Below are 15,333 nucleotides of genomic sequence, written 5' to 3'. Positions count from 1 at the left end.
CCTATTTTTGTGTAAACTTTAAAATAGTGATCAATAGCCGAGGGGAATGAAGCCCCCCACTTATGGAAGTTTCACTTTATAAAACAATACAAAAAGGAGTTGACTAAGTTAGGTCAGCTCCTTTTCCTTGTTAGCATACCTCTTGAATTTGTCCGCGAATTTCATCTTGAGGATATTGCTCTGTATGCACATTGACATACGCATTTCCCCCTGTATTTCTTTCATAAGATCTACTAAAGTCTTTCCTTGGAGTGGCTCAACAAGATTATCTTTTGTCAATACACCCTTTACAACGCCTTTATCAATACTAATCCCAGGATTCACTGGTCCATTTTTTCCTTCCTTCCCTAAATGAATGTGAGCGACAGTCATCTTCTAGTTAATTTATAATATAGCTTTGTAAAGTCTTCATTAAACATGAATTTCACCTTACTACAAGCAACAGTTTCTACAGGAGGGACTTCATTACGTCCTTTTAATCTAGCAAAAAAGCTTTTGTCACTCTTCTAACCACCTCCTTATATAAAGCTGATACGATACTCATTCCGTTCTAAATATGCTTGTTTCTTTGACTACCTCACCCAAATTTCCAATAGAGTGAAACTTCCATAAAACGATACTCGCAGTGTATGCAAATTTACATATTTATTACATTCTATCGATGTTCTCATTTACATATATTCGATATGATAGAAGAAAACGTTCATCAAAAAAGAAGGAGAATTTACTTCATTTTGAAAACAAAACAAACCATTACAAACTACTTACAAATATTAATAGAAATCTTTCTCGTTTCTACGAAACTTGGGCTCACTTCCTTTGGGGGGCCTGTTGCACATCTTGGCTATTTTCACCACGAATACGTTCAAAAACGAAAGTGGATAGATGAAAAAAGCTACGCTGATTTAGTAGCGCTTTGTCAATTTCTTCCTGGACCTGCTAGTAGCCAAGTCGGCATGGGCATTGGCTTATCTCGAGGCGGCATACTTGGGGCGATTATTTCTTGGCTTGGATTTACGTTACCTTCCGTTCTTGTGCTCGTATTGTTTGCTTCCGTATTACAGCAAATAGACATTGCCCATGCCGGATGGATTCACGGCTTAAAACTTGTAGCCGTAGCAATTGTCGCTCATGCATTATGGGGAATGGCACAGAAGTTAACACCAGACCGTGGCCGCGCAACGATCGCAGTCATCGCTGCAGCTGCCGTTCTATTATTCCAAGCAGCTTGGATACAAATCATCGTTATTTTATTCGCCGGTGTAATTGGGTGGCTCTTATACAGAGAGCATACAATAGCAACTGAAACAAAAATATTCATTCCGATTTCACGCAAAGTCGCAGTGCTATGCTTATCTCTGTTCTTTATCTTATTGATACTATTACCAATATTACGCCCTCTCTCGCACTGGATTGCCATGTTTGATAGCTTCTACCGATCAGGCTCTCTTGTCTTTGGCGGCGGTCATGTCGTTCTTCCGCTTTTAGAAAATGAGTTTGTGTCAAACGGCAGTATAACGAAAGAGCAGTTTCTCGCTGGCTATGGAATGACGCAAGCTGTCCCTGGACCATTATTTACATTTGCCGCTTATATCGGTGCGATTATGAACGGAGCTCTCGGAGCAACAATTGCGACGATTGCAATTTTCCTTCCAGCTTTCTTACTCGTAGTAGGCGTGTTACCCTTTTGGGATGCACTGCGCCGTAAACCGTACGTACAGGGTGCTCTGCTTGGTATAAATGCAGCTGTTGTCGGTATTTTACTTGCCGCCTTCTATCAACCGATTTGGACGAGCTCGGTTGAGAAGCCTGCTGATTTCGTTGTCGCATTACTCTTATTTGCAATGCTTGCCTTTTGGAAGCTGCCGCCGTGGGTAATTGTGATAGTTGGCGCGATAAGTGGAATCATTTTGTCAGTATTATAAGAAAGACGGCTATTCCGAGAAATAGCCGTCTTTCTTATATATTAAAACTTTACAAGCTCCACTCCACTTGGAAGCTTACTCTCTGTTAAAATCCGTAATTCTTCAACACGCTTCATGACATAAGATGAACATTTCATCAACTCCGCATCGACATAGCCCGGATGCACCATAATTTCAACTGTTGCCCCGTCCCGTACACGCTCTTGTAAATTTGTAAAATAATCATCCGTTACACCAACTCCGTAAAAATTACGGAGAAATACATCAGAAAATGGACTTACTGCACGGCCTTGTTTAAGGCGGCGTACTGGGATTTTATACTTCTCTGTTAATCTTTTTAATACACCATGTAAAATCGGCAGTGCATGTACGTGATGATGGCTATCAAAATGCGTCGGTGTTAAACCATAGGATAGAAACTTGTCAATTTGAGCGGTCCACTCTCGCTCGACGTCATGCGGATCTATATTTCCTTTCCGAATCGTATGTTGCGAATGAAACGAACCATCTTGTTTTATAAGAGAAGGCACATCAGAAAGCAATGGTTTTCCTGCGGTTAATACGAGGTGCACGCCAACTCCTAACGTCTTATATTCCTTCGCTAATTGCACTGCATGTTCTACTCCCGGCATATTCATTATCATCGTTGTAGAATTGACAAGTCCGTTAACATGCGCGTCAATAACACCGTAGTTTACACCTCGCGTTAAGCCAAAGTCATCTGCGTTTACGATTAATCGAATCATTCTATCCCCTCCCATTACGTAACAAGAAAAAAGCAGGCTTATATAGCGCTGCCTTTAGTTCTCCACCTTTTTGAAGAATTGCGGAAGATACTCTTTATGAGCTTCTAGCATTTCATCTAAAATTTGCTTTGCCACTTTATCGGATGGTACAAGTGGGTTAATCGTCATCGCAAGCAGCGCCTTATGATAATCACCTGTTACAGCAGCTTCAATTGTTACACGTTCAAACGATTTAATTTGCTGTACTAAACCGCGAACCGCTACCGGTAAGTCCCCAACTGCAATTGGTTTTGGACCATCCTTTGTAATGACACAGTTCACTTCAACAGCAGAATCAGCTGGCAGACTTGCAATTGTACCATTATTTCTTGTATTTACAGGCTGGATGTCACCTTTATTGTTATAAATAGAGGTAATTAAGCTACACGCTGCATCACTATAATATGCTCCGCCGCGTTTTTCTAATTGCGGTGGTTTAATGTCTAGATTGGGATCTTTATAAAGCTCAAATAAATCAGCTTCCAATTTTTTTACGACTTCTGCACGTGTACCCTTTTCCATGGATGCTTGTTTTTCTTCTTCTAACATTTCGCGTGTTTTGTAGTAGTAGCGATGATATGGGCACGGAATCGCACGAAGTGCACGAATGAAATCAGGCTCCCAATCAAGCGCTACAATATTCTGCACTGTAATTTGTTTTTCTGGGTCTGTCACTAATTCCAGCAAACGATCCATGACGCTCACACCATCTAAATACACATCCAATCCGTACACCATATGGTTTAAACCTGCAAAATCAACGTGTACACGGCTTGGATCTACATCGAGAATCTTCGCTAATCCCATACGAATCCCAATCGGAACGTTACATAACCCAACAACTTTTTGAATGTTTGTATAGCGAAGGATAGCTTCTGTTACCATACCTGCTGGATTTGTAAAGTTGATTAACCATGCATTTGGACAAATCTCCTCTATGTCTTTACAAATATCTAAAATAACAGGAATCGTTCTCAAAGCCTTAAATAAACCACCAGGACCATTTGTCTCTTGACCGATCACATCATATTTTAATGGAATTGCTTCATCTTTACTGCGCGCTGCTAATAATCCCACGCGAAACTGCGTTGTAACAAAATCTGCCCCTTTTAACGCTTCGCGGCGATCAAGCGTAAGATGAATATCAATTGGTACTCCTGCCTTTTTCACCATACGCTTTGCTAAGTTACCAACGATCTCTAACTTTTCTTTTCCTTCTTCTATATCAACTAACCAAATTTCACGAACAGGAATTTCATGATAGCGCTTAATAAAACCTTCAATTAATTCTGGCGTATAACTAGAGCCGCCGCCAATTGTTGTAATTTTTATTCCACGCATGCTGCATGTTCCCCTTTCGCATGAATTAACAGTACTGTAATCTCTGTTTTTTTCTCCTCCTGCTTCTGATTGTATGAGCTCGGTTTGAAAATGATGCGCTTCATTCAATTGCTTCTTTTGGCGTCGTCGGAGAATTCTATATGAACCTATTCTTTGCCTCAATATAAAGAATTGTCCAAGCCTTCTCTAGTAATGTACATATACTAACATGAACTTACAAAATCTATTTCTTATAAAAGAAAGGAGCTCAACATGGCGAGAAACTGCCGAAAAGATGATCAAAAGGAAGAATCTACTTCAGATTGTAAAAAATATTATAATAAAAAATCTAACAACAACAAGTCAAACTCAACATCATCTCAAAGTTACAGCCACGGGGATATATGGGACAAACTGAGTTTAGGAGAAATATTAGCAGACAAGCATACTGCTCTATTTCGAGGAAAGAGTCAATACCAGAAGATTGATGTGCTAAAGGTGAATGATGTCAGAATGTATCTTGATGAACAATTACAATTTAGCTCTGTAGACGAGCGACTGTATCATGAAGCACTTGTTCATCCTGCAATGGCATTAGTAGATTCCCCAGAATCTGTTCTCATTTTAGGAGGCGGAGATGGTCTTGCATTAAGAGAAGTTTTAAAATATAAAACAGTTCGCCGCGTCGATCTTGTCGATTTGGATGAAGAAATTATTAAAATTGCGACTCATGTGCCTGAAATTGTCGCGTTAAACGAAAGGGCTTTTTTCGATAAGCGTGTAAATATCCATGCATACGATGCTCGAAAATTTTTACGTACGAAATCTCGCAAATATGACGTGATTATTATCGACTTCCCAGACCCTGCAACCGAAACATTAAGTCAGCTATATACAAAAGAATTATTTTCTGTTGTATCTAGCTTCCTTACGAAAGGTGGAGCGTTCGTCTGTCAATCCAACTCACCAGAAGATGCACCACTTACCTATTGGAGCATCGGCCGAACAATTCGCAGCACTGGATTAACAGTTGCAAGCTATCATACAATCGTTCCTTCTTTCGGAAACGATTGGGGCTTTCATATCGCGACCAATTCTTCCTCCATTATGCGCAATAGAAACCCATTACCCGTAACCGTTCCTCATCGAACACTTCCGAAAAACCTCGCTTTATTATTTCGCTTTAGAGAAGACCTCTTAGAAGAACGGCAAAACGCAGTAATCAACACAGAGAACCAACTTATTCTACACCGTTGTTATCATGAAGATATGGAATATTAGTCTTATATATAAACAGGAGGTATCATGGAGTATTCAACTTTTGGAAGACATATAATGGTAGATATGTGGGAGGTAGACACTACCTTATTAAATGATCATGAATTCTTACAACAACATTTAGTCATGGCAGCCAATATGTGCGGTGCAACTGTATTATCAGTAGACTCCAAAACATTCGAACCATCTGGAGTTACAATATTAGTTTTACTATCGGAAAGCCATATCTCTATTCATACGTATCCAGAAAAACAGTTTGCAGCTATTGACTGCTATACGTGTGGAACAAAGGTAGACCCGCAACAAGCCATCGATTATATATTGCCTATACTCAATCCGAAGCAATTATATGTAAAACGGGTGATTCGCGGCTTAGGCGAAATCACCGTCATTAACTAAACGATCAACACGCCAAATGATTTTCACACCTGGCGTGTTTTGTCCCGCATTAACGAGCAGTAAGACCCCCACCTCAAGATTCAGAGAAAAGCGAAGAAGATAGGTGGGGGGTCACTGCCCATAAATACCCGATTGGTTCAACTAACCATTAGTGAAAAAATCGCTCACTGATGGAAGTTTCACTTTATATACTCCTTCTTATTTAATCTGGTTATTTAACCCCTCAATTTTTTTCTTCCAGTACATTGTCATTGCAAACCAAATAATGAAGTAAATAATCATAAAGCTTCCTACACATATGAAAATTGAACCTTCATGCCGTCCCCCCTTTTCCATTTCATTTTTACATAAATGTGGAAAAAATAAATGGATATGTACATAAGCGGTCCCGTTATTTGTTTAACTTGCTGTTTTCTACGCATAAAAAAGACCTTGCACATGCAAGGCCTATTTCCCATCTAGCATCTTCCTATATAAATCAACAAACTCACTCGCTAGTTCCTTTATTGTTATAGCATTCATCAAGTGATCCTGGGCGTGAACGAACAGTAAGCTGAGTTCGACCTTTTCGCCGCCTGCTTCTTGTTGAATCAACGTTGTTTGCAAGCGATGCGCTTCTTTTAACTCGCTGGCTGCTTCCTGCAGCTTTTCTTCCGCTTCGGGAAGCTTTCCTTCCTTCGCAAATTGAATTGCCTCCATCGCTGAGCTTCTGGCATTTCCCCCGTGTAAAATTAAATGAAAAGCCATTGTCTCTAATGTATCCATGTCTCTCTATTGCTCCCCCTTTTCTTCTGCTAGCTTTTGCTTATCCCATATTTTTAAGAATGGAAAGTAGATTAGAAACGCTAAGCAGAAGTTTACTAACTGCATAACAATTCCTGAAACCTTGCCGCCCGTTGCTAAATAACCGCTAAAAATAATCGGTGTTGTCCACGGTACAGCTGCTCCGCTTGGCCGCGCGGCAAGGCCCCATTCCATCGCAAAGTACGTCACAATCGTTAAGACAACAGGAACTAGAATAAATGGAATGAGAAGAAGCGGATTTAATACAATTGGCATCCCAAAAGTCACCATTTCATTAATATTAAAAATACCTGGTGCGATTGATAATCTGCCCAAGCTTTTTAGCTGCTGACTTTGTGCGAATAATAACATCGCGACAACGAGTGCCAGTGTTGCACCAGACCCTCCCATATAAATCCAAAGATCAAAAAATTGCTGTGTAACCGTATTTGGTAAAGTATGCCCAGCTTGAAAGGCAACGCGGTTTTGATCCATTAATGAGAGCCAAATTGGACCCATAACTCCGCCAACAATTGCCGCTCCGTGAATTCCGCATGCCCATAATACATGAACAAGAATAACAGCGACCACAGCCCCAAACAAACTAGCACCAATTTCACTAAGCGGCGCTTGTAATAATTGTCCAACAATATTATGAATACTTCCAAATGAAGTATGTTCCATCATTAATCGTAAAATCCAAACAACTGTTACGACAATAAAACCAGGAATAAGTGCAGTAAACGAACGAGACACAGCCGGCGGTACTGTTTCTGGCAGTTTAATAACAATATTCTTCTGTATAAAGACGCGATATATTTCTGTAGATATAAGTGCTAAAATCATTGCCACAAATAACCCTTGGCTTCCCATAAGTACAGCTGGAATAACGCCTTCTACTATAATACTTTCCTTTGTTCCTTCTATAATATGAGAAACTTGAAATGGCGTTGCGAGTAAGAAAGACACAAGCGATAACGCTCCTGCAGCTAATGCATCCACTTTATACTGCTCCGCCAATCTGTAAGCGATTCCAAAAACAGCAATTAAAGACATGATACTAAATGTTGCGCTAACTGGATACCCTAATGCTTTTTGCCAACCATCGCCAAACAAATTAGCCATAAATTCATGATATCCAGGGATCGGCAAAGCACTAATAATTAAGAAAAAAGAGCCGATAATTAAGAAAGGCATCGTTAAAATAATTCCGTCTCGAATAGCTTGTAAGTGGCGCTGCTCCGCAATTCTTCCAGCTATAGGCATAACGTATCTCTCTAAAAACCCCGTCATCTTCTCCACTCTCCTTATGACTTCATTGACAATGCTGCTTGTAACACCGCTTCCCCGTTACAAAGTCCGTAGTGTACAGATTGAATGACATCAACAGGTATTCCTTTCTCTTTACATAGTTCTTTCATTTTCGGTAGCAGATAACGCACTTGTGGACCGAGTAGTAATACATCAGCTTCATCGATATGATTACGCACTTCCGATCCAGATACAGCCCAAATTTTTGCCTCTATACCTTGTGCCTGTGCTGCTTTCTCCATCTTCGTAACTAGCAAACTCGTTGACATACCAGCAGCACAGCAAAGCAAAATGTTCATACGATGCCCCCTTTCTTAGCCCACTCTTTACAACTGTCCATAATCATTTTAGGCATCTCCCATGATTATTAGTTGAATTAATCGGGCACATGCCAATACTTATCTCCCACCTATTTTTTTAACCTCTCAAAATTTGAAGGCAGGAGTCTTACCGCATGCGGGCAGCGGAATAAGTTTAAGTTAACCTATGTATATGTCTAGGGTAATTTTCGTATGACGAGCATACCAACAAAAATCCTCTATTCACGCTATTCTCTCTATCAACGAGCGAGTCCACCTAATAGATGAAATTCCCATCAATTGGAGGATCTTCAAATCTCATTTCTTTCTACTAAACTTTAAGGTTGGAATTGAACATGAATTCCTTTAATATAGAAGCGATTCTCGTGATTTTCGCTAGAAGGATTTTTTCTATTACATATACAATGTATGCGCTGTCACTAAATTGTTACAAGTTTCACAAAGTGGCTATATTACAATCCTCTCTCCTGTACTATAATCATGTATGGAATAGGAGATGATAACAATGACACAAAATGCCCCTGAGTTTAAAGTACTACAAAGCATTGCCTTTCTAGCTGTTGTTTTGCAAAGTTCATTACTATATACAATGAATCAAGGAAATTTAGCGATTGAGCAGTCTATTATTATCGGCATGCTATTTAATCTAGCAAAATTTTCTGCTCCGGCATTTATTTTTATTGTCGGCTTTCATCTTATTAGTCAATATACAAAACAAATGTTATATACACAGTACATTTATGAAAAAACAACAAACTTACTTGCGCCATATTTCTTTTGGTCCATTGTCTACTTATTTACGGCGAAACAGATACCATCACTATGGGAAATTATTCGTAGCCTTCTACTCGGAACAGCAGCACCTCATCTTTGGTATGTTGTTATGATGTTTCAAATTCATTTATTGTTCCCGCTTCTTTGTCTCGTCTTTCATTGGTTTCATAAACGTAGCCATAACAAGAAAGATGTATATCGGTACACATTTGCCTTTGCTCTTATTTATTTTCTATTAATGTGGTTCTCTTCCCACTATATTTTTAACGGAGAGAAATTAACAAAATTCACTACATTGCATTATACAGATCGCTCTTTCTTATTCTATTCCTTCTACTTTGTTATGGGAGGAATTGCAGCAGTTGCTCTGCGTGCTTGGCGTATATTTGTGTTTAAACACATACCGCTTTTTACAGCTTTATTTTTCGCTTTATTTCTATTCATTAATTATCAACTCTTTAATTTTTACGGCGCAAATACGATTCGACTTACAGTTGTAACGTACTTAAAACCATCTATGTTTGTATACATCGTCTGTGAAATTATAATTTTATATGCGTTATCTGTAACAATTGCACAGTATCGTACTCTCTTATATAAAGGGCTTCGATTTATCGGGAATTTTACGTACGGGGCTTATTTAGCACACTTTTTCTTTTTAAATATAAGTGTCAAACTATTGTCTTTCTTTGCATTGCCAGCTAACTCTATTCTTTATAGCATATGCTTATTTAGCTGCACAGCAATTTTATCTTTAGGAACAATCATTGTGTTTAGCTATATTCCGTTTCATAAATGGATTACAGGTCCGACTCCTTCACTTTCTTTGCAGCGACCATTTTAAGCACTAAAAGATAAGGGTGGATTGTTATTTTCTATCTACTCTACTTGATAGATTCATTTCTTCTGTTCAATTATTGACTTTTGAGAATCAATCCAAAGCATTATAAATGAAAGCCATCTTAATAGGAGATTTTAAGATGGTTTTTATTTATCCCGTATTAACGAGCAGTAAGACCCCCACCTCAAGATTCAGAGAAAGCAAAGAAGATAGGTGGGGGATAACTGCCAGTAAAAGCCCGATTGGTTCAACTAACCATCATAATAAAAAAGCAATCTTTTCAGATTGCCTTCTTCACTAATATGAGATTCAGTTATCCAATCACTATGAATGGATATTTACACACTTTCTTTCGCTGGTCGATATAGTGCTTGTACGAGACGATCATATTCACGTCGCGTAATTTCCTTATTGTATAACTTCAACAATAAATCTTTATGCTCTTTCGAAAATGCCATCTTTTTAATGACTTCTGGATACATGAAAACTTTCCCTCCGTTTCATGAAAACGACTAAATCCAGTGCACATCCGCATTTTTCCCTTACAGTTTGTAAAGAAATCCCACAAACAGAACTTGCGTTCGCATAAAGCATTATAAAATATTTTCCCTCAAAGCACAATTCTAAAATAAAAATTTTTATTTTCAGAAGATTTCAACATTATAATATCATAATCTCTCCTAAAGTACATATATATTTTTTGTCACTTTTTTGAATAAAATTTCCATACCAGTAAGAAAATAATGGCAAAAACGAAGAGGAGTAGAAACATGGATACTGTTACACTATCGCGCGCTTTCTTTGGATCGTCGTTAGCCTTCCATATTATTTTTGCAACACTTGGAATCGGACTTTCCTTAATGATTTTTATAAGTGAAGTGTTATATCACTGGAAGAAGGACTCCGATTACTCTGTGATGGCAAAAAGATGGACGAAAGCATTTGCGATTCTTCTTGGTGTTGCCATTCCAACAGGAACAATTGTAGGCGTCCAAATTTCCTTGCTTTGGCCTGGCTTTGCGAAAATTGTTGGACAAGTCATTTCCGTTCCATTTCAAATTGAAATTTTCGCCTTCTTCCTAGAAGCATTGTTCATGTCCATTTACGTTTATGCTGCAGACAAATTACCACCATTCATGCGATTAATATCGCTCTTTTTTGTTATGCTCGGCGCGACTGCATCCGCTGTACTCATTACATCAGCAAATACGTGGATGAATACACCAGCCGGATTTTCAATGGCACCGGACGGCTCTGTCTATAACGTCAATCCTTGGAAAGCCTTTTTTAATCCAAGCTTTTTCACAAGCTCCGTTCATGTTGTCATTACCGCCTATGCAACAGGAGCTGCTGTCATTGCTTCTATCGCTGGCTTTAAATTATTAAAACGAAATAAAAGTGCACGGGAGATTGCTTATCATAAAAAAGGATTGTACTTAGGTCTTATGGTCACATTCATTACAGGCGCGATTATGTGGGTTTCTGGACATGAATCTGCGATTGGACTTCATGAGCACTCACCAGAGAAACTGGCAGCAGCAGAAGCATTATTTCATACACAGTCACATGCACCACTAGCCGTTGGAGGCGTTCTCGATCCAGAAACACACGAATTAAAATACGCCATTGAATTCCCAAACATGTTAAGTATGTTAGTTGGTTTTTCTCCAAATACGGTTGTAAAAGGATTAAATGAATTTTCACCAGACACGTGGCCTCCTTTTTACACCCATTTATTCTTTGACTTAATGGTTGGAGCAGCTACATTTTCATTCGCTGTCGCTGCAATTGCACTTGGATATTGGTACTTCATTTACCGAAAAAAAGGCGGGCAATTGCCAAAATGGCTGCTAGGGGCAATCGCTGCGGGCGGTCCGATTATGCTTCTCGGCATTGAATGTGGCTGGATTTTCAGCTGTAGCGGACGGCAGCCTTGGACGATTTACGGTTTTCAACGTACAACAGATGCTGCAACGCGCGCCGACTTTGTTGGGCCATTATTTGTCGTATTTGTCGTACTTTACATTGCACTTGGCATCTTAACTGTCTTCGTATTACGAACATTCTTTAGGCGCCATCCATTGAAGCAAGACTTACAACCGAACGGAGGGGACTCACATGCCTGAAGCAAGCATTGCTATTATCATTCTCTGGGCTGTCGTCTTTGTATACAGTATTTTAGGTTCAATTGATTTTGGGGCCGGCTTTTGGGGGATGGTGTATGCAAAGCATCCAACACTTGCCGGAAAACTTGCTAATCGCTATTTGTCCCCAACATGGGAAGTTACAAATACATTTCTAGTCTTTGTCGTTGTTGCGTTTCTCGGCTTCTTTCCAAAAGCTGCATTTACACTCGCAACCGCAATGTTTTTACCTGTTACCTTAATTCTCATACTCGTTACAATTCGTAGTACTTTTATGGTGTTTTCTTATTCCTTGCCAAAGTATGAGCGTATAATGCGCATTATTTCGGGCATTACCGGTCTATTAATTCCAGCTCTCTTAATTACAGTTCTTCCTGTAACAGAAGGAGCCTTCATTACCACTACTGGTGGCAAAGAAACATTATTATATGGAAAGTTATTATCAAGTCCAGTCGTATACTGGTACATGCTCTTTGGTTTAACATCAGAACTCTTTTTATCAGCGCTCTTTCTCGCTGATTTTGCTAGAGAACAAGGATCCGAAGATACATATCGTGTCTACCGGAGAAACGCCATCGTGCTCGGTCCTGCAACGCTTGTCACCGCCATCGTCGCACTTGTCGTAATGGAGCCAGAAACACATTGGCTCATGGAAGGATTAATTAAACAATTCAAATGGTTTACAATCTCGATCATCTTTTTTATCATTGGCTATTCCTCCCTTTGGTGGACAAACCAAAAACATGAAACACTCGGCTGGCCGCGCATTGCTGTTCTTTCTGTCGTTGCCCAGTATGGATTTGCAAGCTACGCTTACGGCGTTGCACACCTTCCATATATTATTTATCCAGAAGTGACTGTGTTCACAAGTTTTACAACGAAAGAAACGTTTTATGCGCTGCTCATTCTCTATGCAGTCGGTATCGCAATACTATTACCAGGCTTCATCTTCTTCTGGAACTTATTCTTGAAAGATCGAACTTTTTTAAAATAAAGTGAAACTTCCTATCGTGAGACGCTTTTCCTCACGATAGATTAGTTGAACCAATCGGGCTCTTACGGCTGGTTTGCTCCCCTTCTTGTAGTTACTTCTTACCAGCCGTTTGAGCGGGGTAAAGTGAAACTTTCCTCAACGAATGGTTTTCTCGTTGAGGATTAGTTGAACCAATCGGGCTCTTACGGCTGGTTTGCTCTTCTTCCTGCGTTCACTTCTTACCAGCCGTTTGAGCGGGGTAAAGTGAAACTTCCTTCTGGGAACGTTTTTTCCAGAAGGTTAGTTGAACCAATCAGGCTCTTACAGACAGTATTACAAATACCCATACTGATAACAAAATTCTTAGTCAAACATCATCTACCACGAAATAAGTAGCATATTTTCATCCACGTCTACCTACCAAAAGAAAACTAGGTAGATGCCTGTAATAACCTTTCTATTATAAATACCTAATAGGCACATACTGGATATGTGCCTATTTTCATTTAGAATTCCCTATATACTAGGTCTTTTCCTCAAAGTACCAAACGCACATATTTACAATAGTTAGTGTAATACCCCATACCTTCTTTTAAGAATATGAATATGATTAAATATAAGGTCGTGGACAAGTAGAAATATTCTTGTTCAAACTAAAGAATCAAGAAGGGCAGGCTAGCTATGGGTATTGAAATTTGGATTACACTTTTTGTTTTTGTCATCACCATGGTCGTTATATTTTGGCGGCCAGGAGGAATAAACGAAGCATGGCCAGCTGCAATTGGAGCGGGGATTATCATTATTACCGGTCTTGTAACACGCAGCAACATTGCCGATATTATTAGTAAAATCGGCGGCGCCTCTATCACCATCATCGCGACAATCGTTATGGCCGTTATATTAGAAAGTTTTGGTTTCTTCCACTGGGCAGCAGCCCGGCTCGCGAACTTAGCAAAAGGTTCCGGGCACCGTCTATATTGGTACATTCAATTACTCTGTTTTCTCATGACGCTATTATTTAATAACGATGGCAGTATTTTAATTACCACACCAATTTTAATTCTGCTTTTGAAAAACCTTCAATTAAAACCACAACAACAAATTCCATATTTATTAAGCGGTGCATTAATTGCAACTGCTTCTAGTGCTCCAATTGGCGTTAGTAATATTGTAAATTTAATCGCATTAAACATCGTTCATATGACACTCTATATGCATACAGCAATGATGTTCGTACCTGCAACGTTAGGGCTTATCTTTATGTCATGGCTCATGTACCTAGTTGTGAAAAAGAAATTACCGGAAAAACTACCAACATCCGCTTATGACATTGAAGAAGTCTTTTTCACAAAACACTTTCACCCATTAAAGGGGAAAGATTCTGTTGATACAAAAAGCAAACGCACAAAATTTATGTTAAAAGTGTTACTGTTTGTCTTCCTTATGCGTTGTCTTCTTTTCGTTGCCTCATTCTTTGCGATTCCGATTGAAATTGTTGCCGTAATTGGCTCTCTCGTTCTACTCATCTGGAGATGGTATTATTTACGAACAAATCCAGTCGATATATTAAAAAAGACACCGTGGCACATTCTCATATTTGCTTTTTCCATGTACGTCATTATTTACGGGCTTCATAACGCTGGATTAACAGCTTGGCTTGTACAAGTATGTGAGCCAATCGTAAATCAAAGTTTATTACATGCAAGCTTTATGATGGGTGGACTCGTTTCAATTCTATCCAACTTCTTTAATAACCATCCGGCCTTAATGATTGGAACCATTACTTTAACGGAAATGGGATTAGATCCTGTTACCCTCAAAACAATCTACCTCGCAAACATCATTGGTAGCGATATGGGATCATTATTACTACCAATTGGTACACTTGCTTCCCTTATTTGGATGTATATCTTGAAACAAAATAAAATCAAAGTAAAATGGAAAGATTACTTGAGTGTCTCCTTAATTGTCATTCCACTCACAACAATCGTAACACTCTTCCTCCTATACTACTGGGTGCAGCTCGTTTTTGCCCATTAATGCGGGATAAAACACCTTATAGGGACCCTCCAAAATATATACGGAAGGTTCCTATTTCTATTAATACTAACGCTCCGTAAATCGGTGACAGAGATAAGGCGGAATCCCCGCCTCGGGAAGAATAAAAGCCAAGATAAAATAAGCAAGCAACATGCATGATGTAATCATAAAGAAAAACGATAATTTCGGGTACCACTTCTTCGCAAATGAATATACAGAAAGGCCAAAACTACTAAACACAAGAAATAACGTGCTGACAGCTGTTATGATAATATCCATTTGTTTCTCATAATTCGGTGACAATAAAAAAACGAATGTAACAACAAAAAGAATCTGTAATATAAATGCAGTAGCAGGAACAATTTTCTGTTTCATTTTTACCCCTCTGATTTCCCTTGCTTTTTATGTAAAGTATAACAAAATCCCCCTGCTCTCGCTCA

General features: G+C 39.1%; 15 protein-coding genes and 1 pseudogene. 7 read left to right on the top strand and 9 right to left on the bottom strand.

What is annotated here, in order from left to right; all coding sequences use genetic code 11:
- Positions 1 to 130 precede the first annotated feature (130 nt).
- Positions 131 to 190: a CHRD domain-containing protein gene (locus tag ACTDJC_RS06370; protein ID WP_309247659.1), complete on the bottom strand. Its 60-nt coding sequence runs from the start codon at positions 188 to 190 to the stop codon at positions 131 to 133.
- A 544-nt stretch (positions 191 to 734) separates the two neighbouring features.
- Here ACTDJC_RS06370 and ACTDJC_RS06365 point away from each other — a divergent pair.
- Positions 735 to 1,925 (top strand): chromate transporter, encoded by a 1,191-nt coding sequence (locus tag ACTDJC_RS06365; RefSeq protein ID WP_440602918.1) that lies wholly within the window; start codon positions 735 to 737, stop codon positions 1,923 to 1,925.
- Positions 1,926 to 1,966: 41 nt separating this feature from the next.
- Here the strand turns inward: ACTDJC_RS06365 and chbG are convergent, their stop codons facing one another.
- Both chbG and ACTDJC_RS06355 read right to left on the bottom strand, forming a co-directional pair.
- Positions 1,967 to 2,671 (bottom strand): chitin disaccharide deacetylase, encoded by a 705-nt coding sequence (gene chbG / locus ACTDJC_RS06360; RefSeq protein WP_440602917.1) that lies wholly within the window; start codon positions 2,669 to 2,671, stop codon positions 1,967 to 1,969.
- Between the two features lie 54 nt (positions 2,672 to 2,725).
- Entirely contained in the window at positions 2,726 to 4,051 is a 1,326-nt protein-coding gene (locus ACTDJC_RS06355; RefSeq protein ID WP_440602916.1) for a 6-phospho-beta-glucosidase, read from the bottom strand.
- Positions 4,052 to 4,303: 252 nt separating this feature from the next.
- On the opposite strand from ACTDJC_RS06355, the gene ACTDJC_RS06350 reads away from it, so the two are divergent.
- Together ACTDJC_RS06350 and speD are read left to right on the top strand one after the other, a co-directional pair.
- The gene (locus ACTDJC_RS06350; protein ID WP_098310984.1) at positions 4,304 to 5,311 is read left to right on the top strand and encodes a spermidine synthase; all 1,008 of its coding nucleotides are present in this window, start codon (positions 4,304 to 4,306) and stop codon (positions 5,309 to 5,311) included.
- A gap of 24 nt (positions 5,312 to 5,335) precedes the next feature.
- Entirely contained in the window at positions 5,336 to 5,707 is a 372-nt protein-coding gene (speD, locus tag ACTDJC_RS06345; RefSeq protein ID WP_440602915.1) for an adenosylmethionine decarboxylase, read from the top strand.
- Between the two features lie 198 nt (positions 5,708 to 5,905).
- Here the strand turns inward: speD and ACTDJC_RS06340 are convergent.
- The 4 genes and pseudogenes from ACTDJC_RS06340 to ACTDJC_RS06325 form a co-directional block, all read right to left on the bottom strand.
- A pseudogene (locus ACTDJC_RS06340) lies at positions 5,906 to 6,007 on the bottom strand (DUF3021 family protein); the annotation flags it as partial.
- Between the two features lie 147 nt (positions 6,008 to 6,154).
- On the bottom strand, positions 6,155 to 6,472 hold the full coding sequence (locus ACTDJC_RS06335; RefSeq protein WP_440602914.1) for a PTS lactose/cellobiose transporter subunit IIA: 318 nt from the start codon (positions 6,470 to 6,472) through the stop codon (positions 6,155 to 6,157).
- A gap of 6 nt (positions 6,473 to 6,478) precedes the next feature.
- Entirely contained in the window at positions 6,479 to 7,783 is a 1,305-nt protein-coding gene (gene celB / locus ACTDJC_RS06330) for a PTS cellobiose transporter subunit IIC (protein ID WP_440602913.1), read from the bottom strand.
- 14 nt (positions 7,784 to 7,797) lie between these two features.
- On the bottom strand, positions 7,798 to 8,100 hold the full coding sequence (locus ACTDJC_RS06325) for a PTS sugar transporter subunit IIB (RefSeq protein WP_098310980.1): 303 nt from the start codon (positions 8,098 to 8,100) through the stop codon (positions 7,798 to 7,800).
- A gap of 526 nt (positions 8,101 to 8,626) precedes the next feature.
- Between ACTDJC_RS06325 and ACTDJC_RS06320 the strand changes: the two genes are divergently transcribed.
- The gene (locus ACTDJC_RS06320; RefSeq protein ID WP_098310979.1) at positions 8,627 to 9,739 is read left to right on the top strand and encodes an acyltransferase; all 1,113 of its coding nucleotides are present in this window, start codon (positions 8,627 to 8,629) and stop codon (positions 9,737 to 9,739) included.
- A gap of 335 nt (positions 9,740 to 10,074) precedes the next feature.
- Here ACTDJC_RS06320 and ACTDJC_RS06315 read toward each other — a convergent pair whose 3' ends face one another.
- On the bottom strand, positions 10,075 to 10,218 hold the full coding sequence (locus ACTDJC_RS06315; protein WP_098310977.1) for a hypothetical protein: 144 nt from the start codon (positions 10,216 to 10,218) through the stop codon (positions 10,075 to 10,077).
- A 288-nt stretch (positions 10,219 to 10,506) separates the two neighbouring features.
- Between ACTDJC_RS06315 and ACTDJC_RS06310 the strand changes: the two genes are divergently transcribed.
- From ACTDJC_RS06310 to ACTDJC_RS06300, 3 genes are all read left to right on the top strand, one after another.
- Positions 10,507 to 11,862, top strand: coding sequence for a cytochrome ubiquinol oxidase subunit I (locus ACTDJC_RS06310; protein WP_098310976.1), 1,356 nt, complete (start codon positions 10,507 to 10,509; stop codon positions 11,860 to 11,862).
- Positions 11,855 to 12,874, top strand: coding sequence for a cytochrome d ubiquinol oxidase subunit II (locus tag ACTDJC_RS06305; RefSeq protein ID WP_098310975.1), 1,020 nt, complete (start codon positions 11,855 to 11,857; stop codon positions 12,872 to 12,874). Before ACTDJC_RS06310 ends, ACTDJC_RS06305 begins: the two co-directional genes overlap by 8 nt.
- Before the next feature lie 660 nt (positions 12,875 to 13,534).
- Positions 13,535 to 14,893: an arsenic transporter gene (locus tag ACTDJC_RS06300; RefSeq protein WP_098310974.1), complete on the top strand. Its 1,359-nt coding sequence runs from the start codon at positions 13,535 to 13,537 to the stop codon at positions 14,891 to 14,893.
- Between the two features lie 66 nt (positions 14,894 to 14,959).
- On the opposite strand, the gene ACTDJC_RS06295 is transcribed toward ACTDJC_RS06300, so the two are convergent.
- On the bottom strand, positions 14,960 to 15,268 hold the full coding sequence (locus ACTDJC_RS06295) for a hypothetical protein (RefSeq protein ID WP_440602912.1): 309 nt from the start codon (positions 15,266 to 15,268) through the stop codon (positions 14,960 to 14,962).
- Positions 15,269 to 15,333 lie beyond the last annotated feature (65 nt).

The sequence above is a fragment of the Bacillus sp. GB_SG_008 genome (assembly GCF_052038115.1).
In the GTDB taxonomy this organism is placed as follows: Bacteria; Bacillota; Bacilli; order Bacillales; family Bacillaceae_G; genus Bacillus_A; species Bacillus_A rhizoplanae.
The sequence above is the reverse complement of the archived record's forward strand: the minus strand, read 5'-3'. Positions and strand labels throughout refer to the sequence as shown.